Origin of the sequence: Dactylosporangium vinaceum (assembly GCF_019904175.1) — a bacterium.
Lineage (GTDB): Bacteria > Actinomycetota > Actinomycetes > Mycobacteriales > Micromonosporaceae > Dactylosporangium > Dactylosporangium vinaceum.
In genome coordinates, this window is the sequence record NZ_CP061913.1 from 831,499 (window position 1) to 857,647 (window position 26,149).

A 26,149-nucleotide genomic window follows, 5' to 3' on the forward strand; every position below is an offset into this window, starting at 1 on the left:
AGACGCAGGGCCCCCACCTTTCCGTTGCCCACAGTGACCGAATTAATCGAGGGGCAGCTTTCGTTGCGAAGTTCCCCTAGGCTCGGCCGGGTGCTGGGGAGCCGGATCAACCGATTGGCCGTTGTAGGCGCGCTACTGTCCGTGTTTGCGGCGGGCTGTGGCACGCACGCGGGATCGTCGCCACCCCCGTCCGCCGACCCGCCCGAGGCCCTGTCGAGCTCCGACCCGTTCCCGATCGGCCAGCTGGAGGGCAACGGCGAGCTCGCCCCCGCCCCGGCACCGTCCAAGCCCAGCGCCAAACCGTCGGCCACGGTCAAGAAGGTGAACCCGGGCGGCGACACCGGCGGCCAGAAGGCGAACACCAACGACGGCGTGCCGAACCTCGGCAGCGGCACGTTCACGGTCGCCGCCGGCGGCACGGACCTGATCGGGTCGGCGGACGCGGGGACGCTCGTGAAGTACCGCGTCGAGATGGAGAACGGCATCCAGTGGGGCACCAACCCGGTCTGGACGACTGACAAGCTGGCCACCGAGGTCGACCGCGCGATAGGCGCCCCACTCGGCTGGACGGCCTCGGCCGCGCACCCGGTCACCTACGCCCCGAACAAGATCAGCGGCGCCTCCTGGAAATTCCAGCGCGTCAGCGGCGCCGACTACAGCGTGACGCTGAAGCTGGCCACCCCCGGCACCGTGGACAAGCTCTGCAAGGCCGTAGGCGTGACGACCCAGGGCATCTACTCCTGCCGCTACGGCAAGACGATCCTGCTCAACCTGCGCCGCTGGCTCAAGGGCATCGACGGCTTCCCGGCCGGCATCGACTTCCACGCGATGACGGTGCTGCACGAGATGGGCCACTTCCTGGGCTTCGACCACATGAAGTGCCCCGGCTCGGGCCAGGTCGCCCCGGTCATGCAAACCCAGACGATCGCCCTGAACGGCTGCACCCCGAACGCATTCCCGTTCACCGAAGCCGGCTCATTCGTCTCCGGCCCCTGGGCATCGAGCTAGGCCATTTCGGGATACGGACACCGAGGGTGACGGGGTTTCACGGCGCGTAGTCCTGAAGATCGAAGATTTGTGGCTGTCAGCTAAGATGAGTTTTGGAAAGACGGCGCGCAACGGCACGACCCATTCCGTTGCGCGGGCTGCCTTTTGATGCCTGTCGGGTATTTCTCGGCCTCGCCTGCGAGCGACTCCCGACCGGTTGCCGACGGCGACTTTTGGCTCTGACCAGCGCTGATTGTGGCTCTCGCCGGGCGCCCGCCACCAGGGATTTGCCGATCTCTTGCCAGGGGGTACCTATGATCGCTTGCCCGTTGGGTTGAGCGTCAGCTCTTCAGGCGTCGCAGCAGCTCCGGCACGTCGGCCTCGTACTCGCGCCACTCGCGGTCCGGCTTGAACCCCAGCTCGGCGTTGACCTGCAGCAGCGGCTCGTTCTCCAGCGCGTTCCAGGTCTGCACGTCCAGCAGCCCGGGCTCGGCCGCGCGCAGCTCGAACAGCATGCGCGCCTTGATCGCCCGGCTGATGCCGTAGCCGCGGTGGGTCGGCACCTCGATCGTGTCGTACTGGTCGGCCCGCGTCGGCCGCTGCGCCGGCACCACGACCTCGGTGAGGCCCGCGATCGTCTCGGACTGCTCGTGCACGGCCAGCACGATGTACGGCTTCAACCCGCGCGCGTGCAGCGTACGCAGGCTCGCCGCCAGCCGCTCCGAGTCGTAGGAGCTCGGGCGCAGGGCGAGATCGTCGATCACGCCGGCCCGGGCCGCCTCCTTGGCCGCCGCGTAGCCGGCGTAGAGCTCGGGCGGCGGGCCGCCGGGGTAGTACTCGATGCGGTACCCGGCACCGATGCCCGCAGCCATCTCGCCCAGCCGCAGCCAGTCGACGCCCTTGAGATCGAGCAGGTTGCGCATCTCGATGAACGCGCACTCGAAGCCCTGGGCCTCGAAGAACTTCACGGCCGGCGTGCCGCCGATGACCTCCACGCCGACGGACTCGAAGCCCTCCTCGGCGGCGCGGCGGGCCACGGCACCCAGCAGGGCCGTGCCGACGTGGCCGCGGCGGGCGCTCGGCACCACCGTCAGCTCCAGCACGCCGATATCCTCGAGCGACAGGAGGCTGGCGTGCCCGATGACCTCGCCGCCGTCGTCCGTGGCCAGCCAGGACGTCCGGCTCTCACCCGGCATGGTCAGCGCCAGGTACTCCCGGAACATGTTGGCGCGCCACGGCGGGTCCTCGGGCACATCGACAGTCACGATGTCGTTGAGTGCCCGCAGCACCGCGTCGAGCTCGGCCGCGGGTGCGGTCCCTGGGTCCCACTCGCGCACCTTCACGCCTTAAGCCTGCCCTTGTTTGTGGCTGAGCGGAAGTACCAGAGCGCAGAGCGTGGCATTGATCTTCCGCCAGGGGTCGATCTTCCGGCCAGGTCCGCCCACGTCACACCAGGTCCGCGCCCGCGCCCGCCCACGCCACCGCGCCCACACTGCCACATCACACAGCGCCCACATCGCGCCTGCACCGCCACGTCGCACCGCACCTACGCCGCCACACGTCGCACTGCATCTACGCCATCTACGCCGCCCACGTCCGCGCCTCGCCAGCACCACCCCACCTCGCCCGTGCGGTCATACCTCGCCACGCCGCGCACTTCACCCGCCTGCCCCGCCCGCAGCCACGCCTCGCCTACGCCGTCACGCCTCGCCTGCGCACCCACACGACACTCACCCACGCGCCCGCGCCCACGCGCCCGCGCCCACGCGCCCGCGCCCACGCGCCCGCGCCCGCGCGCACGTGCTCACGCGCCCACCCACGCCCGCCTACGCGCCCGCGCCGCGCCCGCGCACGTGCTCACGCGCTCGCTTAAGCCCGCGCCCGCGCCCCCGCGCACGTGCTCACGCGCCCACCCACGCCCGCCTACGCGCCCGCGCCGCGCCCGCGCACGTGCTTACGCGCCCGCTTAAGCCCGCGCCTGCGCGCCCACGCCTGCGCGGTCGCGCCTGCATCCACGCGCCGACGCTCGCGCCCCCGCTCACGCGCCCTGTCGCGGACCAGGCCGTCGTAGGCGACCTCGAAGCAGATGATGCGTCACGCCGTCGCAAACGTCCGTGCCCTTGCCCGCCACCCCCCCCCCCGCGACCGCACCGTGCGCGACCGCACCGTGCGCGACCGCACCATGCGGGTCCGTGCGCAACCGCACCGCGCGGGCCCGCCCGGCGACGACCAGGCGGCCGTGGCCATGCGGACGTGGCCGTGCAGGAGCGTTCGGAGTGCGGTCGGTGGCGGTCAGCCCTGCCGGTCGCGCCGCCCGTAGTCGTTTGTCGCGTTGAAGACCGCGGCCCGGTACTCCTCCGGCAGGTTGTAAGCGTGGATCGCCGAGTTCCACCCCTCCACTGTGGACAGGTCCCGCCCGCCCTCGCACAGGAACGTCGCGGCGGTCAGGGCGGCGTCGTCGATGTCGTCGATGTCGGGCACCCCGTTGGCGTCGGCGTCCTGGCCGTACTGCTTCCAGGTCGCCGGCAGGAACTGCATCGGGCCGACCGCGCGGTCCCAGGTCCGGTCGCCGTCGAGCACGCCCTGGTCGGTGTCGGCGACCGCCTGCCGGTTGTTCTGCCCGTCGAGCGGCGGGCCGATGATCTTCGGGGTGGAGCGGCCGTCGTCCTGGAGGACGGAGCCGCCGGTCCGGCCGTGGTCCGACTCGACCTTGCCGATGCCGGCGAGGGTGGTCCAGGTCAGGTGGCACTTCGGGGTGGTGCGGGCGGTCACGGCCTCCGCATACCCGTACGACTGGAGGGCCACAACCGGGATGTCCAGGCGCACCGAGCGGGCCGCCGCCCACGCGCCGTAGACGTCGGCCGGGCGCTGCTGGGTGCCGGGCGGCGGGCTGAACGTGGGGGAGGCCGACGGGTCGTCGGGCTGCGGGGCCTCGCCGCTGGCGGGCGGGTCGGTGATCACCGGGGCGCCGTTGGTGCCCTGCGGGGCCGGGGCCGGGGACTGGGAGGCGTCCGCGCGCGGCTTGGAGGCGGCGGGCACGACGACGGCGCCGGCCACGCCGGCGGCGGTGAGCAGTACCGCCAGCAGCACACCGGGCAGCAGGAACCGCACGCCGGGCCGGGCCATGAACCGGTCCAGCCGCTCGCGCCGGGCCTGGGACAGCTGCCAGCGCGTGTTGCCGCCGGTCAGGACATCCGGCGAGCCGGCGGTGCCGGGGCCGCCAGGGGTGCCGGGGCGCCCGGAGCCGCCCAGGGTGCCGGCGGCGGTCTCCGACCAGCTCGGCCGCAGCCCCTCCGCCGCGTGTTTGGGCTGGTGGGGCGGCTTGGGATCGGCGGGCTCACCGAGCTGCGGCGCCATGAACTCGACCGGGATCCATCGATCTTCGGCCTCCCGGGGGGCGGGGGGCCGGATCGGCGCGGTCGCCGGTGTGTCCACTGTGGTCGGTCGCTCGGCCTCCGGCTTCTCTTCGTCGCTTGCCACGCCTCCGAGTATTCCTGAAATTCCGGCTGCGTGTCACCGTGGCATAGCCTGTGAGAATGCCACGTTACGAGTACCGCTGCCGGGCCTGCGGTGACACCTTCGAGGTGCAACGCCCGATGCGTGAAGCAAATGTGAAGACCGCCTGTCCGGCCGGCCACGACGACACCGTCAAGCTGCTGTCCACGATCGCCGTCGGCGGCGCGTCCGCGGGCGGCCCGAGCAGCGGTTCCGCGCCGGACGGGGGCGGCGGGTGCTGCGGCGGCGCCTGCGGTTGCTGAAACATTGTTAACGGACTGTTTCGCATTGCACCAGGAAAACGGACTTGATGTTGTGACTGGTTGTCCCGCAACCGTTGCCGGAGTGTTGTCGTTACGTTCCGCGAAACCCTCTCAAGCTCTGCCTCCCATCGTTGTTGAGCAGCACAGATCGCTCCGGATGACCAATCCGGGATCGACCGTTTCTACGATGCGCGCGCCACTTGGTTGGGGAAATATGGGGCACGCCTGAATAGGGAGGCGGAGGTTTCACGTGTCGGGGCGGACGCACCTGCCCAGCGGGCTGGTGACTTTCCTCTTCACTGACATCGAGGGCTCGACGCGACTGGCCCAGATGCTCGGTGCGGGATACCGGCCGGTGCTCCACGAGCACCGGGAGGTCATTCGCCGCGCACTGTCCAAAGCGGACGGTGTGGAGCTCTTCACCGAGGGTGACTCGCTGTTCGTGGCCTTCGCCGATGCCGCCGCCGCCCTGTCCGCCTGCGCCGAGGCCCAGCGCGCCCTCGCCGAGCACGACTGGCCCAGCCCCGAGGCCCGCCCCAAGGTCCGGATGGGTCTGCACACCGGGTTCGCCGAGCCCTACGGCGGCGAGTACACGTCACCCGAGGTGCACCGGGCCGCCCGCGTCGCCGCCGCGGCCCACGGCGGCCAGGTCCTGTGCTCGGCCGCGACCGCCGCCCACGTCGGCCTGTCGTCCTCGGCCGCCCCGATCGACCCGACCGACCCCGGCGTCGAGGGCAGCCCACTCGGCCACGGGGCGTGGCTGCTCGACCTCGGTCTGCACCGGCTGCGCGGCTTCGACGGCTTCGAGCGCATCTTCCAGCTCGTCGCGCCCGGCCTCGACCGGCAGTTCCCGCGCCCGCGGACCATCGACGCGCCCGCGCACAACCTGCCCGTGCAGACCACCCGGTTCATCGGCCGGGCCGTCGAGCGCGCCGCCGTACGCGACCTGATCACCCGCCACCGCCTGGTCACAGTGGTCGGGGCGGGCGGGGCCGGCAAGACCCGGGTCGCGGTCGAGGCGGCCGGCGAGATCGTCGAGCGGTTCCGCGACGGTGTCTGGTTCGCCGATCTCAGCGCCGTGGCCAACGCCGACCTCGTCGACGTCGCCGTGGCCGCCGCGCTCGGCCTGCGCCCCGAGCCCGGCCGGGCCGTCGTGCAGACCATCGCCGACCACGTCCGCGGCCGCCGACTGCTCGTCCTGCTCGACACCTCCGACGCCCAGCTGCCCGCGGCCCGCCGGCTCGTGGCCCGCCTGCTCGCGGCCGGCCCGGAGGTCGCCGTGCTGGCCACGTCCCGCGAGCCGCTGGGCCTGGCCGGCGAGGTGGTCTGGCGCATCCCGCCGCTGTCGGTCGAGGCGGCCAGCGGCGGCGGCTTCAGCGATGCGGTGGCCCTGCTCGTCGATCGGGCCTCGGCGGCCCGCGGCGGGCGGCCGGTCGAGCCCGGCGACATCGCCCACCTGACCCGGGTGGCCCGGGCCCTGGAGGGGCTGCCGCTGGCCCTGGAGCTGGCCGCGGCCCGGCTGCGCCTGCTCTCGGCGCCCCAGCTGGCCGACCGCATCGGCGACGTCCTGGGCACCCTCGACGCGGGCTCCCGGCCCGGCGCCGACCCGGACCTCAGCGACCGCCACCGCACCATGCAGACCGCAGTCGGCTGGTCCTACCGCACCCTGGATGAGCGCTCGGCCCGCCTGCTGCGCTGGCTGTCGGTCTTCGCCAGCCCGGTCGACCTGCCGGCGATCGAGTGGCTGCACGACGGCGACCCCCTCGACCCGCTCGCCACGCTCGTCGACAAGTCGCTGCTGCAGGCCGAGGCCGGAGCCACCAGCGCGACCTACCGCATGCTCGACCCGATCCGCGCCTACGCCGCCCGCCTGCTCGGCGAGGCCGGCGAGGAGGAGCCGGCCCGGGAGCGGCACGTGGCCTGGTGTCTGCAGGCGGCCCACGACGCGTATCTGGACGGCGAGGGGCGGCCGGTGACGCTCTCGCTGTACACCCTCGATCCTCTGGCCGATGAGCTGCGGGCCGCGCTGCACTGGACGGTCACCCGGGGCAGCGCACGGCAGGGCCTGGCCCTCGCCGGCGCGCTCGACCAGTGGTGGCGCGAGCGGGGCCTGGTCCGGGAGGGCCGGATGTGGCTGTTCCGCCTGTACGAGCGGATCAGCGCCACCGGCGAGCCGGTTCCCGACGCCGAGCTGGCCGCGGCGTACCACATGCACTCACTGCACGCCGGCGCCGACGGTGAGACGGTCGAGGAGCTGCGGTTCTCGCAGCGGGCCGAGTCCGCCGCCCGCCGGGCCGGGGACCCGGGCCTGCTCGCCCGGGTCCTGTCCGCGCGCGGCGCGCCGCTGCTGGAGATGCAGCGCACCGAGGAGGCCGAGCGCCTGGCCCGCCAGGTCATCACCTGGTCCGACGAGCAGGGCGTGGCCGGCGATGCGCTGTCGGCGGTCTTCGCACTGGCCCAGCTGCTGTGGCGGCGCGGCGACCTGGACGAGGCGGCCGACCTGCTGGCCAGCGCCCGCCCGATGGAGAACAGCCGGCCCCTGGAGCGCGGCCGGCGCACCGTCGACATGCTGCTGGGCATGGTCGCCCTGGCCCGCGGCGATCTCGTGGCCGCGCACGACCACCTGATCGTCGCACTGCGCTCGCGCATGACCCACGGCTTCCACCTGCGCGTCTGCGAGACCCTCAACGCGGTCGCGGTGCGCTGCCTGCTCGCCGACGACCTGGAGACCGCGGCCCGGCTCTTCGGCGCCGCCCAGTCGGCCCGCATCAGGATGCGCTGCTCCAGCGGCGCGTTCGGCGCGTTCTGGACCGAGCAGCAGGCCGCCCTCCGGGCGGCGATGGGCGACGCGGCCTTCGACACCGCCTACGCGGCGGGCGGGGCGCTGAGCCTGGAGGAGTCGGTGGCCCTGGCGCTGACCATAGAGCACCCGGACCTCATGGCCGGCTCGATCCGCTTCTCAACAGTGGAGTAGGAGCCGCTACTCCTCCTCGGGGTCCTGGTTGGCCTCGACCCCCAGGACGTACGCCTGCATGGCCAGCTCGTCCCCGGCCGGCCACACGAACGCCGGCAGCTCGGCCGGCCCCAGCTCGCGCACGTAGTTCCAGAACGCCCGCACCGCCTCCCCGGGCGAGGACGCCTCGATGGGCAGGTCGACGCTGACGAGGTAGGTTCGCGGCCGCGCCGGGGCGGGCGTGACCTGCCGGGCAATGGCCAGATACGACGCCTCGTCGAGGCGCCCGGTGCGCCGGGCCAGCCCACCGGCGGGCAGCGGCGAGTCCAGCAGGTTCACCGTGTACTGCAGCCGCCCGTCCTGATCCACCCGCCCGAGCCCGAACACCACCGGCTCGTCGCCGCCGGTGACCAGCAGCGCCTCGTCTCCGGCGGCCGGCCCCTCGACCGTCAGCCCGCCGCCCCCGTACAGCCGCTCCTGCGCGTACTGCTCCGCGGAGACGACAACCACCCACTTCGCCATGTGCTCAGACCTCCACGAAACAGTCGCGAACATGATCGTTGACCATGCCGGTCGCCTGCATCAGCGCGTAGGCCGTGGTCGGGCCGAAGAACCGGAAGCCGCGCTTCTTGAGCTCCTTGGCCATGGCCTTCGACTCGGCGGTGATGGCCGGCACGGCGGAGAAGTCGGCGGGCCGCTCCGGCTTCGGGTCGGGCGCGAACGACCACAGCAGCGCCGCGATCCCGCCGGGGAGTTCGGCCGCCACCCGGGCGTTGGCGATGGCCGCCTCGATCTTGGCCCGGTTGCGCACGATCCCGGCGTCGGCGAGGAGCCGGTCGACGTCGGCCTCACCGAACGCGGCCACCTTCTCGATCTCGAACCCGGCGAACGCCGCGCGGAACGCGGGCCGCTTGCGCAGGATCGTGATCCAGGACAGCCCGGACTGGAACGCCTCCAGCGACACGCGCTCGAACAGCTCGTTGTCGCCGCGGATCTCCCGGCCCCACTCGCTGTCGTGATAGTCCAGGTAATCGGGGGTCGACCCGCCCCATCCGCACCGCGCCCGGCCGTCGGCTCCCACCACCACACCACTCATGGCAAGGACGCTACCGCCCGGGTGTGACAGGAACTCGGGCAGAGGATTACGTCAGGCGCCCGGACTCGACCAGGCGCGCGAAGCGTTTCAGAGCGCCGGTCAGCCCGGCCTTCGACCCGGGCCACAGCAGCGGCCAGGCGAAGCGACCGGCGTTGCCCGCCGGCAGCTGGAACCACTCGTGCCAGACGACCTGGGTGCGCTGCGCGCCGAGCGGCGTGCACCGCAGCACGCCGGGGCCGCGCAGCACCTTGCCGTGGTGCACGACCCGCAGCTCGAACGGCGGGTCGACCTTCACCACCCGCATCAGGTCGCGCACCGACGCCGGGCCGACCTGGGTGACCGCCTCGACCTCGCTGCCCTCGCCGCCGTCGCCGGAAATCACCCGGACGGTGGTGAACGGGATCCACTCGCCCTGGCGCGACCAGTCGGTGAGCGCGGCGAAGACCCGCGCGGCGGGTGCGGCCACGATCACCGTGGCCGTCACCTCGCCGGGCCCGGGGCGCTCCGCGCCGGCGTACTCCTCGCTCACTTCACCGCCGGCGAGGGCTGCTCGAGCACGTCGGCCGCCTCATCCGGCCGGTCCGGCTCGTCCAGCTCGATGACCGGGGCCTCGGCCGCGGTCTCGGCGCCGGCGGCCGCTCCCGAGGCCGCGGCCAGGCGGGCGTCGCGCAGCGCGTCGGCGTCCTCCTGGCGGCCCTCGCGGAGCGCCTTGATCTCGGCCTCCAGGACCTGGATCAGCTCCTCCTTGTAGCCGATGTCGTAGCCGGCCCGCCGCAGCGCGGCGTCGACCTGGGCCATCCGGTATCCGCGGACGACCGTGTCGAACCGGATCTGGTTGACGTCACCCTCGACCAACGGGCGTGACGACGGCAGCGGGACGGAGCGTCCGTCGGGCTCATGTCCTTCGATCCCCGGGTCATCACCGGTGATCAACAGCGACACGCCGAACCCGATGGCCCCGACGACCACAGCGGCGATCAACACCAGGAGGAACTCAGCCATAGGGGGAATCGTGGCACGCTGAGTACGCCTGGGCGAGCCCGGCACACCCATCAGTAGGAAACACGGAGGTCATGCGATGTTTCGTCTCGGCGCCCGGCACTTCGCCGACGGCGACTATGCGGTCATGGCGATCGTCAACCGGACTCCTGACTCCTTCTTCGACCGCGGTGCAACTTTCGCGGAGGACGCCGCCCTGCGCGCGGTGGAGACCGCGGTGGCCGACGGCGCCGACATCGTCGACATCGGCGGCGTCAAGGCCGGCCCGGGTGAGACGGTCGACGCGGCCGAGGAGCTGCGCCGGACCCTGCCCACGGTCCAGAAGATCCGGGCGATGTTCCCGGAGGTCGTGATCTCGATCGACACCTGGCGGGCGGAGGTGGCCCGCGAGGTCGTGGCGGCCGGCGCCGACCTGATCAACGACACGTGGGCGGGCGCCGACCCGGCCCTGGCCGAGGTGGCCGCCGAGACGGGAGCGGGCCTTGTCTGTTCGCACGCCGGGGGCCTCACGCCCCGGACCCGTCCCCATCGCACGGCGTTTCACGATCCGGTGCAGGATGTTGTACTGACTGTCACCGCACTGGCGGAGCGAGCCCTCTCGCTCGGCGTGCGCCGCGACGGCATCCTGATCGATCCGGCCCACGACTTCGGCAAGAACACCCGCCACTCCCTCGCGATCACGAACCGGCTCGACGAGATGGTGGCGACGGGCTGGCCGGTGCTCGTGGCGCTGTCGAACAAGGACTTCATCGGCGAGACCCTCGACGTGCCGGTGGGGGAGCGGCTGGAGGGGACGCTCGCGGCGACGGCGGTGTCGGCGTGGCTCGGGGCCCGGGTGTTCCGCGCCCATCAGGTGCGGGCGACCCGCCGGGTGCTCGACACGGTGGCGGCGATCCGGGGTGACCGGCAGCCGGCCGTGGCCCGGCGCGGACTCGCGTGACCGGGGGCTACGTCCAGCGCAGGATGTTCTTGCGCCAGGCGTAGAGGATGCCCAGGAACAGGACGGCCACGAAGATCGCCATCTCGGTGACGATGGCCCCGCCGTAGCCCGGCGTGTCGAAGGTGACGGCCCAGGGGAAGAGGAACACGCTCTCGACGGCGAACAGCGCGTACAGGTAGGCGTACACGTAGTAGCGGATCTGCGCCTGCGCCCAGTCCCCGCCGACCGGGTCCAGCCCGCACTCGTACGTCTCGTACTTGGCGCCCGCGGAGGTCGCCCAGTCGGCCGTTCGGCGGGGTCCGAGCAGCCGGTTGGCCGTAAAGGCGGCGACGAACACCCCGGCTCCGACCAGCAGCAGGAGACCGAGCGTCGCATATCCACCCAGATATCCGCTCATCGCACGCACCGTACACGCATCATCACGATCTCCGACATGCCGAAAACGCGAATCTCTCTAGATAATGTCCTTCAAGTTGCTTGCCGTACTGCAAAAAGAAGGACACCCCCTCATGGAAGCACCCTCGCGCCGCCGCACAACAAGGCGGATGCGGGCTGGCTCCTTCGTGCTCCTGGCCGCCGTCTGCACCCTGCTGTTCGCCGGACCGGCGTACGCGGACCCGGAGAACGGCGAGACGAGCACGGCCCCCGTCGAGACCCCGACCGAGGTCGTGCCGCCCCCGGACCCGACGACGGAGGTACCGCCGACCCCGGCCCCGACCACCACCGAGGCCCCGCCGCCGCCCCCGCCGACCACCGCTGCGCCCCCACCGCCGGCGCCCACGCCCGTGCACCGGTTCAAGCTGACCGTGAGCACCGTGTCGCTCGGCGACGCCTACTGGCAGGGCGACGGCTCGGCGGAGCTGGTCATCGCCGTCAAGAACACCGGTGAGAACGTCGGCAAGGACACGGTCACCGGCGTCTGGAACCTGCCGAGCGGGGCCCAGGCCACCGGCGCGTACGGCACCGGCGGCTGCGCCGTGGCCTCGGGCGCGTCGAGCTTCAGCTGCGGCCTGCCCGAGCAGGCCCTCGGCCAGGTGGTGATCAAGGTGAACGTCGACCCGGGCGCCTGGAAGACCATCACCGCCGGGCTGGTCAGCGCCGCGATCGGCAGCTACCAGCGGGCCGCGCCCATCGCGTTCTCGTTCACCACGCCGCCGACCCCCGGCATCGAGCTCAACACCTCGGCCCCGGTGCTGCCCCCGGCGGCCGCGCCGAAGGACGAGTCGTTCCAGCTCTCGGTCCGGCTGCGCAACACCGGCACCGCGAAGGCGGCGGGCGCGGTGGAGATCGTCACGCCGCCCGGTGTCGGCCTTGTCACGTTCCCCGGGGTGTGCCGCTCCCACCGGCGCATCGCCGACGACCGGCACCGCTGTGAGTTCGGCGACATCGCCCCCGGCAAGGAGGTCTCGGCCGTGTTCGGGATGGCGGTCACCGCCGCCGCCCGGGCCGAGCTGCCGCTGACCGGGGCGGTGCACGGATACCTGGCGCCGCCGGGGCTCGACGTCATCGAGACCCGGTACGACTACAAGATCACCGCGCCGCCGCTGACCGGTGCGGAGGCCCCGCTGCCGACCTCGGCGCCGCCGTCGCCGGTCGCCGCCCGGACCTTCGAGACCGACATGAGCCTGCGCCGCCAGGCCGGGGACGAGGGCGGGCAGCTGTCCAGCCTGCCGATCATCGGCGGCGTGGCCGGCCTGTTCGTGGTCCTCATCGCGCTCGGCGTGTTGTCCCTGCGCCGCCGCATGCGCAGCGACGCCGAGGACGACGAGCTGAGCGCCGACGAGGTCGAGGACGTCGTGCTGGTGCCGGCCCAGAGCGGGGGGTCGACCCGCTCGCCGATCCCGCGCTCCCTCACCCTGCCCCGGCTGCCCGACGGCCCGGTCGCCGGGTCCGGGTTCCGCGCCCCCTCCGAGCACTCCGACGAGGGCTGAACTCGGGTTTTGTCCCAGCACAAGACGCACAAGAGGGGCATGCGACGCAATGATGCAAGTCGCATCTATGACGTCGTGAGAGGGATATGCGCCGCAGGCGCGGCGTTCACTGCGACGTACCCTCAGGGGTGTACGACATCCGATCCGCCGCCACAGGAGGTCAGCTCACGTGACCAAGCAGGTCCGCCAGCTGGATCGAGTGGTCATCCGGTTCGCTGGCGATTCCGGCGACGGTATGCAGCTCACCGGTGACCGTTTCACATCCGAGACCGCGCAGCTCGGCAACGATATTTCCACGCTGCCCAACTTCCCGGCCGAGATCCGGGCCCCCGCAGGCACGCTGCCGGGCGTGTCGAGCTTCCAGGTGCACTTCGCCGACTTCGACATCCTCACGCCGGGCGACGCGCCGAACGTCCTCGTCGCGATGAACCCGGCCGCCCTGAAGGCGAACCTCGCCGATCTGCCCAAGGGCGCGTCGATCATCGTCAACACCGACGAGTTCACCAACCGCAACCTGGCGAAGGTCGGCTACGCCGCCAACCCGCTGGAGGACGGCTCCCTGGAGGGCTGGAACGTCGCGCCGGTCGGCCTGACCTCGATGACGGTGAAGGCCCTCGAGTCCTTCGAGATCTCCAAGAAGGACGCCGAGCGGGCCAAGAACATGTTCGCCCTGGGCCTGCTGTCCTGGATGTACTCCCGGCCGCACGAGTCGACCCTGTCGTTCCTGGAGCGCAAGTTCGCCTCGCGCCCGGAGCTCGTCGCCGCGAACATCGCCGCGTTCAAGGCCGGCTGGAACTTCGGCGAGACGACCGAGAACTTCGCGGTCCGCTACGAGGTCAAGCCGGCCCGCATGGTGCCGGGCAACTACCGCAACATCACCGGCAACGCCGCGCTCGCCCTGGGCGTGGTCGCGGCGGGGGTACGGTCGCAGCTGCCCGTGTTCCTGGGCGCCTACCCGATCACCCCGGCCTCGGACATCCTGCACGAGCTGAGCAAGCACAAGAAGTTCGGCGTGACCACCGTGCAGGCCGAGGACGAGATCGCGGCGATCGGCGTGGCCCTGGGCGCCTCCTACGGCGGTGCGCTCGGCGTGACCACCACGTCCGGCCCCGGCGTCGCGCTCAAGGGCGAGACGATCTCGCTCGCCGTCGCCCTCGAGCTGCCGCTGCTCATCATCGACGTGCAGCGGGCCGGCCCGTCGACCGGCCTGCCGACCAAGACCGAGCAGGCCGACCTCAACATGGCCCTGTTCGGCCGGCACGGCGAGGCGCCGGTCGCGGTGCTCGCACCCCGGTCCCCGGCGGACTGCTTCAACACCGCGCTCGAGGCCGCCCGCATCGCGCTGACGTACCGCACCCCGGTGATCCTGCTCTCGGACGGGTACATCGCGAACGGCTCGGAGCCCTGGCGCCTGCCGGAGACCGCGGAGCTGCCCGACCTGCGGGTCGAGTTCGCGACCGAGCCCAACGGTGAGGACGGCAAGACGTTCCTGCCCTACCTGCGCGACCCCAAAACGCTCGCGCGACCGTGGGCGGTTCCCGGTACACCCGGGCTGGAGCATCGAATCGGCGGCCTCGAAAAGGCCGACAAGACCGGTGACATCTCCTATGACCCGGCCAACCACGACTTCATGGTGCGCACCCGCGCGGCCCGCATCGAGGGCATCGACGTCCCCGACGTCGAGGTCGAGGACCCGGACGGCACCGCCCGCGTCCTGGTGCTCGGGTGGGGCTCGACCTACGGGCCGATCGGCGCCGCCGCCCGCGCACTGCGCCAGCGCGGCCTCGCCGTCGCCCAGGCGCACCTGCGCCACCTGTCACCGATGCCGAAGAACCTGGGCACGGTGCTCAAGTCCTACGACAAGGTCGTCATCCCGGAGATGAACCTCGGCCAGCTCGCCGGGGTCATCCGGTCGCGCTACCTGATCGACGCCATCGCCTACAACCAGGTCCGCGGGCTGCCGTTCACCGCGGCCGAGCTGGAGGGCGTGCTCGAGGAAGTGGTCAAGAATGCCTGAGCAGCTGAAACTGACGATGAAGGACTTCAAGTCGGACCAGGAGGTGCGCTGGTGCCCCGGCTGCGGGGACTACGCGATCCTGGCCGCGGTGCAGTCCTTCATGCCCGAGCTCAACATCCCGCGCGAGCGCATCGTGTTCGTCTCCGGCATCGGCTGCTCCTCGCGGTTCCCGTACTACATGAACACGTACGGCATGCACTCGATCCACGGCCGCGCGCCGGCGATCGCGTCGGGCCTGTCCGTGTCCCGCCCCGACCTGTCGGTGTGGGTGGTCACCGGTGACGGCGACGCGCTGTCGATCGGCGGCAACCATCTGATCCACGCGCTGCGCCGCAACGTCAACCTGAAGATCCTGCTGTTCAACAACAAGATCTACGGCCTGACCAAGGGGCAGTACTCGCCGACCTCCGAGGTGGGCAAGATCACGAAGTCGACCCCGGCCGGCTCCGCGGACTCGCCGTTCAACCCGATCTCCCTGGCCCTCGGGGCCGAGGCGAGCTTCGTCGCCCGGACCATCGACTCCGACCGCAAGCACCTGCAGTCGGTGCTGCGGGCCGCGGCCGAGCACCGCGGGTCGGCGTTCGTGGAGATCTACCAGAACTGCAACATCTTCAACGACGGCGCGTTCGACGCCCTCAAGGAGCCGTCCACCCGCGACGACTTCCTGATCCGGCTCGAGCACGGCCGGCCGATCACGTTCGGCAAGGACGGCGAGTGGGCGGTCACGCACCCGCCCGGCGGCTTCGGCCTCGCCGTCGTGCCGACCGCCCAGGTCGCGCCCGAGGACATCGTGGTGCACGACCAGACGGTGACCGAGCCGGCGTACGCGTTCGCCCTGTCCCGGCTGCCCGGCCTCGACCTGCGCAACACCCCGATCGGGGTGTTCCGCTCGGTCGACCGGCCCGCCTACGACGACGTGGTCCGCGACCAGCTCGTCGCGGCCCAGGCCAAGGTCAAGGGCACGCCGGACGAGGAGCTGGGTGCGCTGCTCAACAGCGGCGACACCTGGACGATTCTGTAAGTCCGACCGCCGGAGCCGCCGCCTGAGCGATCAGGCGGCGGTTTCCATTTCCAGCCAGCGGGTGAGCGTCCGCACGCCCCAGCCGGTGGCGCCCTTGGTCAGGTCGCCGTCGTTGGAGTCGGCCCAGGCCGGCGAGGACATGTCGAAGTGCACCCAGCGGTCGCGCAGCGGCCCGGTGAACTCGCGCAGGTAGAGCGCGGCCAGCAGCGAGCCCGCCCCGATGTCGGTCGAGTTGATGATGTCGGTGAGCTCGCCGCGGATCTCCTCGGCGTAGTCCTCGCTCAGCGGCATCCGCCACACCGACTCGCCGCCGGCCGTGGCCGCGGCCGCGAGGTCGCCGGCGAGCGCATCGCTGTGGCTGTACATCGCGGCCGTGCGCTTGCCGAGCGCGACACCCTGGGCGCCGGTCAGCGTGGCCAGGTCGATCAGCACGTCGGGGCGCAGGCGGCGCACCGCATACGCCATCGCGTCGCCGAGCACCAGGCGCCCCTCGGCGTCGGTGTTGAGGATCTCCGACGTGATGCCGCCGTAGTGCGTGACCACGTCGCCGGGGCGCATGCTGTCACCGCCGAGCGCGTTCTCGGCCAGCGGCGCCAGGGCGGTGATCCGGATCGGCAGGCGCATCGCGGCCGCCGCCAGTGTCGCGCCGACGACCGCGGCCGCGCCGCCCATGTCCTTGCGCATGAGCTTCATGCCGGAGACCGGCTTGATGCACACGCCGCCGGTGTCGAACGTGATGCCCTTGCCGACCAGCACCACGTGCCGCTTCGCCCCGCGCGGGCGCCAGGACAGCTCGACCAGGCGCGGCCCGCGCTCCGGCCCGGCCCCGCGCCCCACGGTCAGGATCGCGTTGAAGCCGTTGTCCTGCAGATACGCGGGCTCGCGGACCTCGACCGTCAGCCCCGGCGTGCCGGCCGCCGCCTTGACCACCTGCTTGGCGAACCAGGCCGGGGTCTTGCGGTCGCTCGGCGTGTTGGTCAGGTCACGGGCCAGTGTGGTGGCGGTGACGACGGCCCGGGCCTGGTCCAGGGCGGCGCTGTGCTCCCGGCTCGCCGCCAGCGCGATGGTGACGCGCCGCAGCGGATCGGGCTCGTCATCGGTGAGGGTGAAGCGGTACGCCGCGAGCCACAGCCCCTCGGCCAGGGCGCGGACCGCCGCGGGCGCGGTGTCCTGGGGCACCAGGATTCGCAGCGCCGGCTCCGAGCGGGCCGCCTTGCTCAGCGCCGCACCCGCGGCCCGCCAGCCGGCCTCGTCACCCTCGCCGATGCCCGCGAAGAGCAGCTTCGACGGCTTGCGGCCGGGCCGCGGCAGCTTGTGCACGGTGCCGGCCGAGCCGGAGTGCTCGACGTCGTCCAGGAACGCGTCGGCCTCGGCCTGGTCGACCGGGTTGAGCAGTTCGAGCGCGGAGAAAGGGTCGCCGGACGGCACCACGACGGCCAGCGCACCCGAGGTGGTGCGGCTCGTGGCGAGCTTGATGTCCAGCACGGGGCCTCCAATGATTTCCGCGCGCACAACAGTGGGAGCGACCGCATACCGGCCGCTCCTCCCAACCCAGTCAACCCGATAGCGGAGCCGATTGCAGGAAGACTCAGCCAGTGGCCGTCTTCAGCGCCTCGCTGAGTTCGTTGGCCTCATCCTTGGTCATCTCGACGACGAGCCGCCCACCACCCTCGAGCGGGACGCGCATGACGATGCCGCGGCCCTCCTTGGTGACCTCCAGCGGACCGTCGCCTGTCCGCGGCTTCATGGCCGCCATGTTGTCTCCCTTCGCTCCCTGATGTCCCAGACATCAGGTGGCACAGCCGTCCCCGCATGCCCGGCGCGCCTGCTCACGAAGTCCCGACCGGACCCGCAGACTTCGTGAAGTACGCACCAACCGATGATTTTCCCTGATGATGGGCCCAAGACCCAAACCGGGGCGGGAACCTTGTGACACTTTCTAGCCAGAACGGCCGGTGGACTGTCACAATAAGCGGCCATGCAGGCCCGGTCCGCCCTCTTCGACCTCTATGGCGACCATCTCCGTCCGCGCGGCGGACGGGCCGCGGTCGCCGCTCTCGTGCGCCTGCTCGCTCCCCTCGGCATCGCCGCGCCCGCCGTGCGCACCGCCGTGTCGCGGATGGTCCGGCAGGGCTGGCTGCACCCCCTCCGATTGCCGACCGGCCCCGGCTACGGCATCACCCCCAAGGCGGCCCGCCGCCTCGACGCCGCCGGTGCCCGCATCTACCGCACCCAGCGCCCCGGCGGCCCCGGGAACGCGTGGACGGGCCGTTTCGATCTCATCACGCTGGAGCCGCCCGCGCACCGCGGCGCGCGGGCCCGGTTGACGGCGAACCTCGGATTCCTCGGCTACGGCGCCATCGACGCCTCCACCTGGATCGCCCCGCGCCCCGGCGAAGGAGTCGACGCCCTGCTGAGTGAGGCGGGTGTGGCCTACGACCGCTTTACCGCAGAGCATTGCGGGGGTACTGCTGGAGCGGTGAAACTGGTCGCCCGCGCCTGGGACCTCGAGGCCATCGCCGCGGCGTACCGTGACTTCGTCGAGCGCCTGACGCCGCTCGTCCACACCGCCGGCCCCGGCACCGCCGACGAGCAGGCCTACGCGGTCCGCTTCACGCTCGTCCACGCCTGGCGCGCATTCCTGTTCCGCGACCCGCAACTGCCGCCGGACCTGCTGCCCGAGCGCTGGGCCGGCACCGCCGCGGCCGCCTTCTTCGACCACCACGCCATGCGCCTGCGCCCGGCCGCCGACCGGTTCGTCGACGCCTGTCTGACCCTTGAATACTAGGGAGTACGCAATGGAGCTGCTCGTCGAACGCACCGACTCCGGTGTGGCGATCCTGACCCTCAACCGCCCCGAGGCCCTCAACTCGCTCACCGACGCGCTGAAGGTGGCGCTGCGCGACACGTTGCAAGCGCTCCAGACCGATCCGGCGGTACGCGCGATCGTCCTCACCGGCGCCGGCCGGGCCTTCTGCGGGGGTCAGGACCTGCGCGAGCACGCCGAGTCCCTCGAGGCCGGCTCGGGCTCCTCGCTCTCGACGGTCGGCGAGCACTACAACCCCATCGCGATCGCCCTGGCCGAGATGCCGAAGCCGGTGGTCGCCGCGGTCAACGGCATGGCCGCCGGCGCCGGCGCGTCCCTGGCCCTGCTGGCCGACTTCCGCGTGGGCGGCCCCAAGACGGCGTTCCTCATGGCCTTCGCGAACGTGGGCCTGGCCGGCGACACGGGCATCTCCTGGTCCCTGCCCCGCATCGTCGGCCACGCGAAGGCGGTGGAGCTGCTGCTCCTGGCCGAGCCGGTGCGCGCGGAGGCCGCCGCCGCGCTGGGCATGCTGACCCGCCTGGTCGAAAGCGACGAGGACGTCCTGCCCACCGCCCTGGAGCTGGCCGACCGCCTGGCCGCGGGCCCCACTGTCGCCTACGCCCAGATCAAGCGCGAGCTGGCCGCCGGCGGCTCCGGTTCGCTGGCGGCCGCGCTGGCGGTGGAGGCCGAGGCCCAGGCGACCTGTGGCCGGACCGCCGACCACCAGCAGGCCACCGCCTCCTTCGTCGCCAAGCAGAAGCCCGTCTACTCGGGCCGCTGAGCCGCGCCACGAGGCCACGTCGCCGGCCGGGCCGAAGCGCGGTGGGCCACCCGCCGTGCGGGCCCGTCCGGCGCCGGTGCATCGCGTTGCACCTGTCCCGGCGTCGAGCCCGTGCGCCGGGGTGCGCATCCGATATGTCGGGCGCTGCGCGCCTCGCTTCGCTCGACATATCGGATATTTCGTATATGTCGGCTGTCAAGATTGCCACTCCCTGAGACTTGCTTAACGTGGCTCGTACAAACCGGCCATAGCGTGGTGTCCATGGCCGATCGGGAGAAGGTTGCGCATCTGCTGCGCCGGGCGACGTTCGGGCCCACCGCGGAGGAGGTCGACGCGGCCGAGTCCAAGGGCCTGGCCGCGACCATCGACGCCCTGTTCGAACCGGCCGGGACGGACAGCGGCGCGGCCCGGACCCCACCGCCGAAGCTCGGCCCGGTCATCAACGAGAAGTCGGACCGCGCCGAGCAGATCCGGACCGTCGGCTCCTGGTGGCTCGACCGCATGGTGCAGGCCGACCACCAGGTCCACGAGAAGCTGACCTTCTTCTGGCACGGCCACTGGGCCACGTCCGCCGACAAGGTCAAGTCCGGCCCGCTCATGCTGGCCCAGCAGCAGACCCTGTTCCGCACCGCACTCGGCGACTTCGCCACCCAGGTCCACTCGATGCTGCGCGACCCCGCGCTCATCATCTGGCTCGACGGTCAGAAGAACACGAACAAGGCCCCCAACGAGAACCTGGCCCGCGAGCTGATGGAGCTGTTCACGCTGGGCGTCGGGCACTACACGGAGCAGGACGTCCGCGAGGGCGCCCGGGCCCTGACCGGCTGGGTCGTCGACCAGAAGTCCGGCACCGCGTCGCTCAACCCGAAGCGCCACGACGACCGGCCGAAGACCATCCTCGGCCAGACCGGCACCTACGACGCCGACGCCTTCGCCGACCTCCTCCTGGCCCAGCCGGCCTGCCCGGACTTCGTCGCCAAACGGCTCTGGCTGCGGTACTGCAGCGACGCCGACATCCCCGCCGCCACCCTGTCGCGTGCCCGCACCCAGCCGACGACGGCCGCCGTGCTCCGCGAGCTCCTGACCTCCGAAGGCCACGCCGAGCTCGTCAAACAGCCGGTGGAGTGGCTGGTGGGTGCCCTGCGCCAGCTCCAGATCCGCCCCGGCGAACTGCCGGAGGCCCAGCGCAAGCAGCTCGGCAACGGCCTGACCCAACTGGGCCAGGTCCCCCTCCGCCCGCCGAGCGTGGGCGGCTGGCCCGCGGGCGCGGCCTGGCTGACGACCTCGGCCACCCAGGCCCGGCTCAAGCTCGCCCAGTCCCTGGCCGCCCGCGCCCCGCAGCCGGTCCTGGACCGCCTCACCGCCTCACCGCCGCCCCAGCGCCCGGCCGCCCTGGCCCGCCTGCTGGTCGTGGACAAGTTCACCGACCGCACCCTGGCCGCCCTGACCCCGGCCGCCAACGACGCCCGCCAGCTGCTGACCCTGGGCCTGGCCAGCCCCGAATACGCCATCAACTGACCCGCCCCGGACCCGCCACCAGGCGCGCCCGCCATCAGCTGAGCCCCGACCCACCCGACCTCACCGACCCGGCCCGGCGTCACGCTCTCGACCCGGCCGGCTGCACCACCGACACAGGCTCGACCCGGCCGGCGGCGAGCATGCCGGCAGCAGACTCGACCCGCCGATGCCGAGCACGCCGGAGAGCCGGCCGCCGACCCCGGCGCCGCATATGCCATCTGATCGCTTTCGAAGGAGGCGGCATGGACGCCCTGACCCGTAGGAAGTTCCTGATCGCCAGCGGCGTGGTCGGCGGCGCGGCCCTGGTCGCCGGAGGGGCCTGGACCATCCACGACATTCTCGACACCGCCACCTGGGACGACCGCCCCGGCGACGCCAAGACCCTGGTCCTCGTCACCCTCTACGGCGGCAACGACGGCCTGGCCAACGTCATCCCGTACGCGGACAAGGCCTACGCCCCGGCCCGCCACGAGCTCGCCTACACGCCGGACGAGGTCCTCAAGCTCGACGACACCCTCGGCCTGAACCCGGGCCTGGCCGGCCTCAAGCGCATGTACGACGCCAAGAAGCTCGCCATCGTCCGCGGCGTCGGCTACCCGAAGCCCGACCACAGCCACTTCCGGTCGATGGACATCTGGCAGACCGCGCAGCCCGACCGCCCCGGCAACACCGGCTGGCTGGGCCGGTGGCTTGACGCGATCGGCGGCGACCCCCGCCACGCCGTCTCCTTCGAGCCGGTGCTCCCTCCGCTCCTGGCCGGCGTCACCACCGCCGGCGCCGCCGTGCCCGTGTCCGGCCTGTCCCTGCCGGCCGGCGTCAAGCCCGAGGTCCTGACCGCCTTCGGCAAGCCGTCCGAAGGCGAGCCCGGACTCCAGGCCCGCGCCGCCCGCGCCTTCGCCGACCTGGTCGAGGTCGACGCCCTGATCCACAGCGTCGACGAGGCCGACGGCGACGCCGACACCTCCTCCTCGTCCGGCACCGCCACCGGCGGCCGCTCCGACCTGAAGACCCAGCTGGACCTGGTGGCCCGCTGCGTCGAGGCCAACGTGGCCACCCGCGTCTTCTCCGTCTCCCTGGGCGGCTTCGACCTGCACGCGGAGGAGCGCAACTCCCAGGAGATCCTGCTGAAGCTCCTGGACGACGCCCTCACCACGTTCGCCGACCGCATGGCGAAGACCGACGCGGGCCGCAAGGTCGTCGTGGCCGTCTACTCGGAGTTCGGCCGCCGGGTGGCCGCCAACGGCTCCGACGGCACCGACCACGGGACCGCGTCGAACATGTTCATCCTCGGCAGTCCCGTGCACGGCGGCCTCTACGGCGAGCAGCCCAGCCTCGGCGACCTCGACAACGGCGACCTGAAGTTCACCACCGACTTCCGCGCGGTCTACGCCACCCTCCTGCACAACGTCCTGGACGCCGACCCGGAGCCGATCCTCGGCTACAAGGACCAGCTCACCGGCATCCTGTAACCGACGAGCGCACCGCCCGACCGATCAGCTCGCCGCCGCCGCACCGCCGATCAGCTCGCCGCCGCCGCCGCACCGTCGACGGCGGCCGTCGGCCCGCCGTGGACCTCGGGTCCATCGGCAGCGGCGGCGCGGCCCGGGTCGTTGGGGCTCCACGGCGCCGGGGGCCGCTTGGACCGGGGCCGGGTGCTGCCCGGCACCGGCCGCGGACGCCGGGGCGCCGGAGTCCGGCGCCGCGCCCGCTCCAGCTGCCGCCGGTCCTCCTCGAGCCAGCTCAGCGCGGTCCGGCACAGGTACGCCCACCACCCGATCCACGGCCCGTACCGGTCGCGGAGCTCATCCGGCGACGGCCCGCCCCGCTCCCCGTAGACCGCCTGCACCGTGTGCCCGTGCTGCGCCTGCTCCAACGGCACCGCGTCCGGGCGCCCCAGGGCCCGCAGCAGCAGCGACTGGGCCGTGTACTCCCCGATGCCGCGCACGGCCAGCAGCGCCGCCCGCGCCTGCCCGTAAGGCCCGGTGCGCAGCAGCTCCTCGTCCAGGGCCGCCACCCCGCCGATGATCGAGGCGACCCGATCGGCCCGCGGCCGCCCGCCGACGAACGGCACCAGCTCGAACGGCGTCAGCTCGGCCAGCCGGGGCAGCTGCGGCAGCGCCGCGAACTCGTCCCCGCCCGCGGTGACCGTCACGCCCAGGTGCGCGGCGAGCCGGCGCTTGATAAGTGTCGCGTACCACGGGGTGGAGTTCTGGGCGAGCGCGTAATACACGACGCCCTCGGCCAGCGTCGGGAACCGCACCATGTGCAGGCCCCGGGCCACGGCCAGCAGCGGCTCCATCGCCGGATCGGCCGCGGCCCGCTCCAGGAACTCCGTGAGGTCGTCGTCGAGCCCGAGCCAGGCCGCCACCCGGGCGCGGGCGGCGTCGAGGTCGGGCCCGCGCAGCGGCTCCTCGCTGAACAGGGTCAGCCCGACCCCGGGTACGCCGTCGTCGCGGGCGGCGACCTCGGCGGCGATCGCCGCGCCGGGGTCGCTCGGGTGCGGGAAGACGCGGCGCACCCAGCGGCCGGGGTCGAGGGCGATGTCGCCCTGGCCGGGCCGGAAGTCCTTCACCGCCCGCAGGGTGCGGGCGAGGTCGAAGGGGACGGTGGCCGGAAGGATGGTCCGGGTGATGATGCCGAGTTCGCTCATGCCGGCATCTTCGAACGCCGGTACGACTCTTTTTCGGCGCCGCCCGCGATGGCTACTGTGCGCGAACCGCCAGGAGCAGTCCGTCACCGAGAGGGAGCAGGGCCGGGGTCCACGCCTCGCTCTCGCGAAGGGATTTCACCGCCTCGCGTAGCAGTACAGTCTCCGCGTCTCGAATGGTGGGATCGCTCACTCGGCCGCCGGCCAGCGCGCCGGCCAGCACCATGGTGCCGCCCGGCCGCAGGAGCCGCTCGGCCGCGGCCACCACCGGGCCGTACTCGCTGGGATCGTGATCGACGAAGATCAGGTCGTAGGCGCGGTCGGCCAGTCGGGGGAGCACGTCGAGCGCGCGGCCGGTGATGATCCGCGTGCGCGACGGCGGGTGGCCGGCCGAGGAGAACACCCGGCGGGCGATGCGCTGGTGCTCGGCCTCGAAGTCGATGGTGGTCAGGACGCCGTCGCGGCGCATCCCGCGCAGCAGCCAGCCGCCGCTCACCCCGGTGCCGGTACCCACCTCGACGACCGCCTTGGCGTTGCTCACCGCGGCGATCACCCGCAGGGCCGCCCCGCAGCCCCGGCTCACCGCGTTGATGCCCTGCTCCGCGGCGGCCTCGCGCGCGGCTGACAGCACCGGCTCCTCGGCGACGAATCCGTCGATGAAATCAGCGGTCCGAGCGGACACGGTAATGGGGCACCCCTTAAGAGAAGTCGATAGACCGCAACTCTAGGAGACCTCGCCCTCGCATGCTTCAAGCCGGGTCGTGTAATGCTGGATGCGAAACGGACGGAGGAGCCGATCGTGACAGACGGTTCGGCCTGGCGGCAGCCGGGCTCCGGCGCGCCGGCCAGCAACACCGGCTGGGGGGCGCGCCCAGCTTGGGCAGCACCGAGCTCGACCCAGCCCACGACGCCGCAGCCGGCCGCCAACAGTTGGTGGTCCGACGCCCTGGCGGACCCGTGGCGCGATCCGGACGCCCCGGTCGTGGTGGTCAAGCAGCCCGCGGACGAGGCCCCGGCGCTGGAGAAGCCGCCACCGCCGTCCTCCGGCCCCCGCGTCGGCATCGGGCTGGTGCTCGTCGTCTCCATCGTCACCGCCCTGCTCGCCGGCGCCCTGGGCGGCACCCTCGGCTACGTCTTCGCGGGCGGCGGGGGCAGCACCACGCTCGGCGGGAGTCCCCTCGGCAACGCCGAGGCCAACAACCGCGCCCCCGACTCCGTCGCCGGCCTGGTCAAGAAGGTCCTGCCGAGCGTCGTCACGATCAGCGTGCGGGTGAGCAACGGCACGTCCCTGGGCTCCGGCTTCGTCGTCAGCGCCGACGGCCACGTGATCACCAACAACCACGTCGTCGAGGGCAGCAGCGGCTCGGCCACCGTCCGCTTCAGCGACGCCACGGTCGCCTCGGCCACCGTGGTCGGCAGCGACCCCGAGTCGGACATCGCCGTGCTGAAGATCGACACCAACGGCCTGCCCGATAGCGAGGTCGTCCCGGTCCAGTTCGGCAACTCCGACGCCGTCCAGGTCGGCGACCCGGTCGTGGCCATCGGCGCCCCGCTGGGCCTGACCAGCACCGTCACCTACGGCGTGGTCAGCTACCTCGACCGCCCCATCCGCACCAGCGAGGGCGGCACCGCCCGCTACTACGCCGCGATCCAGACCGACGCCGCCGTCAACCAGGGCAACTCGGGCGGCCCGCTGTTCGACGCGGCCGGCCGGGTGATCGGCATCAACTCCGTGATCGGCACCCTCGCCGAGGACCAGTCAAGCGCCGGCAACGTCGGCCTCGCCTTCGCCATCCCGATCAACCACGCCCGCCGCATCGCCACCGACATCATCAACACCGGCAAGGCCCGCCGCACCGTCATGGGCGTGCAGGTCGACACCACATACCAGAACCCGGCCGGCGGCGCCCGCCTGGCCACCGTCGAGGCCGGCGGCCCCGCGGAGGCGGCCGGGCTCAAGACCGGCGACGTGGTCCTTTCGGTGAACGGCAAGCCGATCGAGGAGTCCTGGGACCTGACCGCGCTGGTGCGCCGCTACGCGCCCGGCGACACGGTTGACATGCAGTATCTCCGCGGCGCCGCGAAGGCCAAGGCCTCCGTCACGCTCGTCGCCGACGCGAAGTGACCCGGCAGCCCCTCCCGGAACCGGGCCGCGGGTGCGTAGTCTGGCCGAGGAGAAAGCAGGGGAGGGCCGGCACATGGGCTTGGACAACATCGGCGGCTGGGAGTTCCTCGTCATCATCCTGGTCGGGCTGTTCATCTTCGGCCCCGACCGGCTGCCGAAGGCGATCAGCGACGGCGTGAAGATGCTGCGCAACATCCGGCAGATGGCCCGCAACGCGACGGGCGACCTGAGCAAGGAGCTCGGCACCGACATCCAGCTCGAGGACCTGCACCCCAAGACGTTCCTGCGCAAGCACCTCCTCAGCGAGGAGGACGAGGCCGCCCTGCGCAAGCCTCTGCAGAGCATCTACGACGACGTCCGCGGCGTGGCCGACCAGGTCAAGCGCGACGCCCAGGACGCCGCCTCGGCCGCCAACGCCTCCGTCCGCGCCGCGGCGACTCCCGGCACCCCGGCTCCGACCGCCCAGCCGGCCGTGCGCGCCTCCTGGGACGACGTGACCTGAGCCGTCCGTTCACCCGCAAGACCAAACTCCGGATTCGTACTCCTCCGCGCCCGCGGTTCGCCGACGCG

24 protein-coding genes are annotated in these 26,149 nt (G+C 72.4%); 13 read left to right on the plus strand and 11 right to left on the minus strand.

All coding sequences use genetic code 11. The annotated features are described in order from the left end of the window. Positions 1-90 precede the first annotated feature (90 nt). Positions 91-1,008, plus strand: coding sequence for a DUF3152 domain-containing protein (locus tag Dvina_RS03850; RefSeq protein ID WP_223100981.1), 918 nt, complete (start codon positions 91-93; stop codon positions 1,006-1,008). Positions 1,009-1,328: 320 nt separating this feature from the next. Here Dvina_RS03850 and Dvina_RS03855 read toward each other — a convergent pair whose 3' ends face one another. Next, positions 1,329-2,330: a GNAT family N-acetyltransferase gene (locus Dvina_RS03855; protein WP_223100982.1), complete on the minus strand. Its 1,002-nt coding sequence runs from the start codon at positions 2,328-2,330 to the stop codon at positions 1,329-1,331. Positions 2,331-3,279: 949 nt separating this feature from the next. After that, positions 3,280-4,467 carry a lytic murein transglycosylase gene (locus tag Dvina_RS03860; RefSeq protein WP_223100983.1) on the minus strand — a complete coding sequence of 396 codons (1,188 nt, stop codon included), beginning with the start codon at positions 4,465-4,467 and terminating at the stop codon, positions 3,280-3,282. Positions 4,468-4,523: 56 nt separating this feature from the next. On the opposite strand from Dvina_RS03860, the gene Dvina_RS03865 reads away from it, so the two are divergent. After that, positions 4,524-4,745: an FmdB family zinc ribbon protein gene (locus tag Dvina_RS03865; RefSeq protein WP_223100984.1), complete on the plus strand. Its 222-nt coding sequence runs from the start codon at positions 4,524-4,526 to the stop codon at positions 4,743-4,745. Between the two features lie 250 nt (positions 4,746-4,995). Further along, positions 4,996-7,719, plus strand: a complete 2,724-nt coding sequence (locus Dvina_RS03870; RefSeq protein ID WP_223100985.1) for a winged helix-turn-helix domain-containing protein — start codon at positions 4,996-4,998, stop codon at positions 7,717-7,719. Positions 7,720-7,725: 6 nt separating this feature from the next. On the opposite strand, the gene Dvina_RS03875 is transcribed toward Dvina_RS03870, so the two are convergent. From Dvina_RS03875 to Dvina_RS03890, 4 genes are read right to left on the minus strand one after another with little or no spacing between them, the layout of a single operon-like run. After that, a complete protein-coding gene (locus tag Dvina_RS03875; protein WP_223100986.1) occupies positions 7,726-8,220 on the minus strand; it encodes a hypothetical protein in 495 nt (164 codons plus the stop codon). 4 nt (positions 8,221-8,224) lie between these two features. Then, positions 8,225-8,794, minus strand: coding sequence for a DNA-3-methyladenine glycosylase I (locus Dvina_RS03880; protein ID WP_223100987.1), 570 nt, complete (start codon positions 8,792-8,794; stop codon positions 8,225-8,227). Positions 8,795-8,840: 46 nt separating this feature from the next. After that, positions 8,841-9,323, minus strand: a complete 483-nt coding sequence (locus Dvina_RS03885; RefSeq protein WP_223100988.1) for an SRPBCC family protein — start codon at positions 9,321-9,323, stop codon at positions 8,841-8,843. Then, positions 9,320-9,796, minus strand: coding sequence for a DivIVA domain-containing protein (locus Dvina_RS03890; RefSeq protein WP_223100989.1), 477 nt, complete (start codon positions 9,794-9,796; stop codon positions 9,320-9,322). The genes Dvina_RS03885 and Dvina_RS03890 overlap by 4 nt, the downstream gene beginning before the upstream one ends. A 76-nt stretch (positions 9,797-9,872) precedes the next feature. Between Dvina_RS03890 and folP the strand changes: the two genes are divergently transcribed. Beyond that, positions 9,873-10,733 carry a dihydropteroate synthase gene (gene folP, locus Dvina_RS03895; RefSeq protein WP_223100990.1) on the plus strand — a complete coding sequence of 287 codons (861 nt, stop codon included), beginning with the start codon at positions 9,873-9,875 and terminating at the stop codon, positions 10,731-10,733. Positions 10,734-10,740: 7 nt separating this feature from the next. Here folP and ndhC read toward each other — a convergent pair whose 3' ends face one another. Beyond that, on the minus strand, positions 10,741-11,130 hold the full coding sequence (gene ndhC, locus Dvina_RS03900) for an NADH-quinone oxidoreductase subunit A (protein WP_223100991.1): 390 nt from the start codon (positions 11,128-11,130) through the stop codon (positions 10,741-10,743). 148 nt (positions 11,131-11,278) lie between these two features. Between ndhC and Dvina_RS03905 the strand changes: the two genes are divergently transcribed. From Dvina_RS03905 to Dvina_RS03915, 3 genes are all read left to right on the plus strand, one after another. Next, positions 11,279-12,664, plus strand: coding sequence for a hypothetical protein (locus tag Dvina_RS03905; RefSeq protein WP_223100992.1), 1,386 nt, complete (start codon positions 11,279-11,281; stop codon positions 12,662-12,664). A gap of 169 nt (positions 12,665-12,833) precedes the next feature. Then, complete coding sequence (locus Dvina_RS03910; protein WP_223100993.1) at positions 12,834-14,681, plus strand: 2-oxoacid:acceptor oxidoreductase subunit alpha; 1,848 nt, start codon at positions 12,834-12,836, stop codon at positions 14,679-14,681. Next, a complete protein-coding gene (locus tag Dvina_RS03915) occupies positions 14,674-15,702 on the plus strand; it encodes a 2-oxoacid:ferredoxin oxidoreductase subunit beta (protein WP_223100994.1) in 1,029 nt (342 codons plus the stop codon). Before Dvina_RS03910 ends, Dvina_RS03915 begins: the two co-directional genes overlap by 8 nt. A gap of 30 nt (positions 15,703-15,732) precedes the next feature. On the opposite strand, the gene Dvina_RS03920 is transcribed toward Dvina_RS03915, so the two are convergent. Together Dvina_RS03920 and Dvina_RS03925 are read right to left on the minus strand one after the other, a co-directional pair. Then, on the minus strand, positions 15,733-17,187 hold the full coding sequence (locus tag Dvina_RS03920; RefSeq protein ID WP_246656008.1) for a leucyl aminopeptidase family protein: 1,455 nt from the start codon (positions 17,185-17,187) through the stop codon (positions 15,733-15,735). A gap of 103 nt (positions 17,188-17,290) precedes the next feature. Beyond that, positions 17,291-17,458 (minus strand): DUF3117 domain-containing protein, encoded by a 168-nt coding sequence (locus Dvina_RS03925; RefSeq protein ID WP_081971220.1) that lies wholly within the window; start codon positions 17,456-17,458, stop codon positions 17,291-17,293. A 222-nt stretch (positions 17,459-17,680) separates the two neighbouring features. On the opposite strand from Dvina_RS03925, the gene Dvina_RS03930 reads away from it, so the two are divergent. The 4 genes from Dvina_RS03930 (at position 17,681) to Dvina_RS03945 (ending at position 22,276) form a co-directional block, all read left to right on the plus strand. Beyond that, positions 17,681-18,490 carry a PaaX family transcriptional regulator gene (locus tag Dvina_RS03930; protein WP_223100995.1) on the plus strand — a complete coding sequence of 270 codons (810 nt, stop codon included), beginning with the start codon at positions 17,681-17,683 and terminating at the stop codon, positions 18,488-18,490. A 10-nt stretch (positions 18,491-18,500) separates the two neighbouring features. Continuing rightward, positions 18,501-19,289: an enoyl-CoA hydratase-related protein gene (locus Dvina_RS03935; RefSeq protein WP_223100996.1), complete on the plus strand. Its 789-nt coding sequence runs from the start codon at positions 18,501-18,503 to the stop codon at positions 19,287-19,289. 261 nt (positions 19,290-19,550) lie between these two features. Then, entirely contained in the window at positions 19,551-20,807 is a 1,257-nt protein-coding gene (locus tag Dvina_RS03940) for a DUF1800 domain-containing protein (RefSeq protein WP_223100997.1), read from the plus strand. A gap of 242 nt (positions 20,808-21,049) precedes the next feature. Next, entirely contained in the window at positions 21,050-22,276 is a 1,227-nt protein-coding gene (locus Dvina_RS03945; protein ID WP_223100998.1) for a DUF1501 domain-containing protein, read from the plus strand. A 50-nt stretch (positions 22,277-22,326) separates the two neighbouring features. Here Dvina_RS03945 and Dvina_RS03950 read toward each other — a convergent pair whose 3' ends face one another. Both Dvina_RS03950 and Dvina_RS03955 read right to left on the minus strand, forming a co-directional pair. Beyond that, the gene (locus Dvina_RS03950; protein ID WP_223100999.1) at positions 22,327-23,457 is read right to left on the minus strand and encodes a DNA-3-methyladenine glycosylase family protein; all 1,131 of its coding nucleotides are present in this window, start codon (positions 23,455-23,457) and stop codon (positions 22,327-22,329) included. A gap of 52 nt (positions 23,458-23,509) precedes the next feature. After that, positions 23,510-24,136: an O-methyltransferase gene (locus Dvina_RS03955; RefSeq protein WP_246656009.1), complete on the minus strand. Its 627-nt coding sequence runs from the start codon at positions 24,134-24,136 to the stop codon at positions 23,510-23,512. 84 nt (positions 24,137-24,220) lie between these two features. On the opposite strand from Dvina_RS03955, the gene Dvina_RS03960 reads away from it, so the two are divergent. After that, complete coding sequence (locus tag Dvina_RS03960) at positions 24,221-25,579, plus strand: S1C family serine protease (RefSeq protein ID WP_223101000.1); 1,359 nt, start codon at positions 24,221-24,223, stop codon at positions 25,577-25,579. 73 nt (positions 25,580-25,652) lie between these two features. Continuing rightward, positions 25,653-26,081, plus strand: a complete 429-nt coding sequence (locus tag Dvina_RS03965) for a twin-arginine translocase TatA/TatE family subunit (RefSeq protein WP_223101001.1) — start codon at positions 25,653-25,655, stop codon at positions 26,079-26,081. The last annotated feature ends 68 nt before the right edge of the window (positions 26,082-26,149 follow it).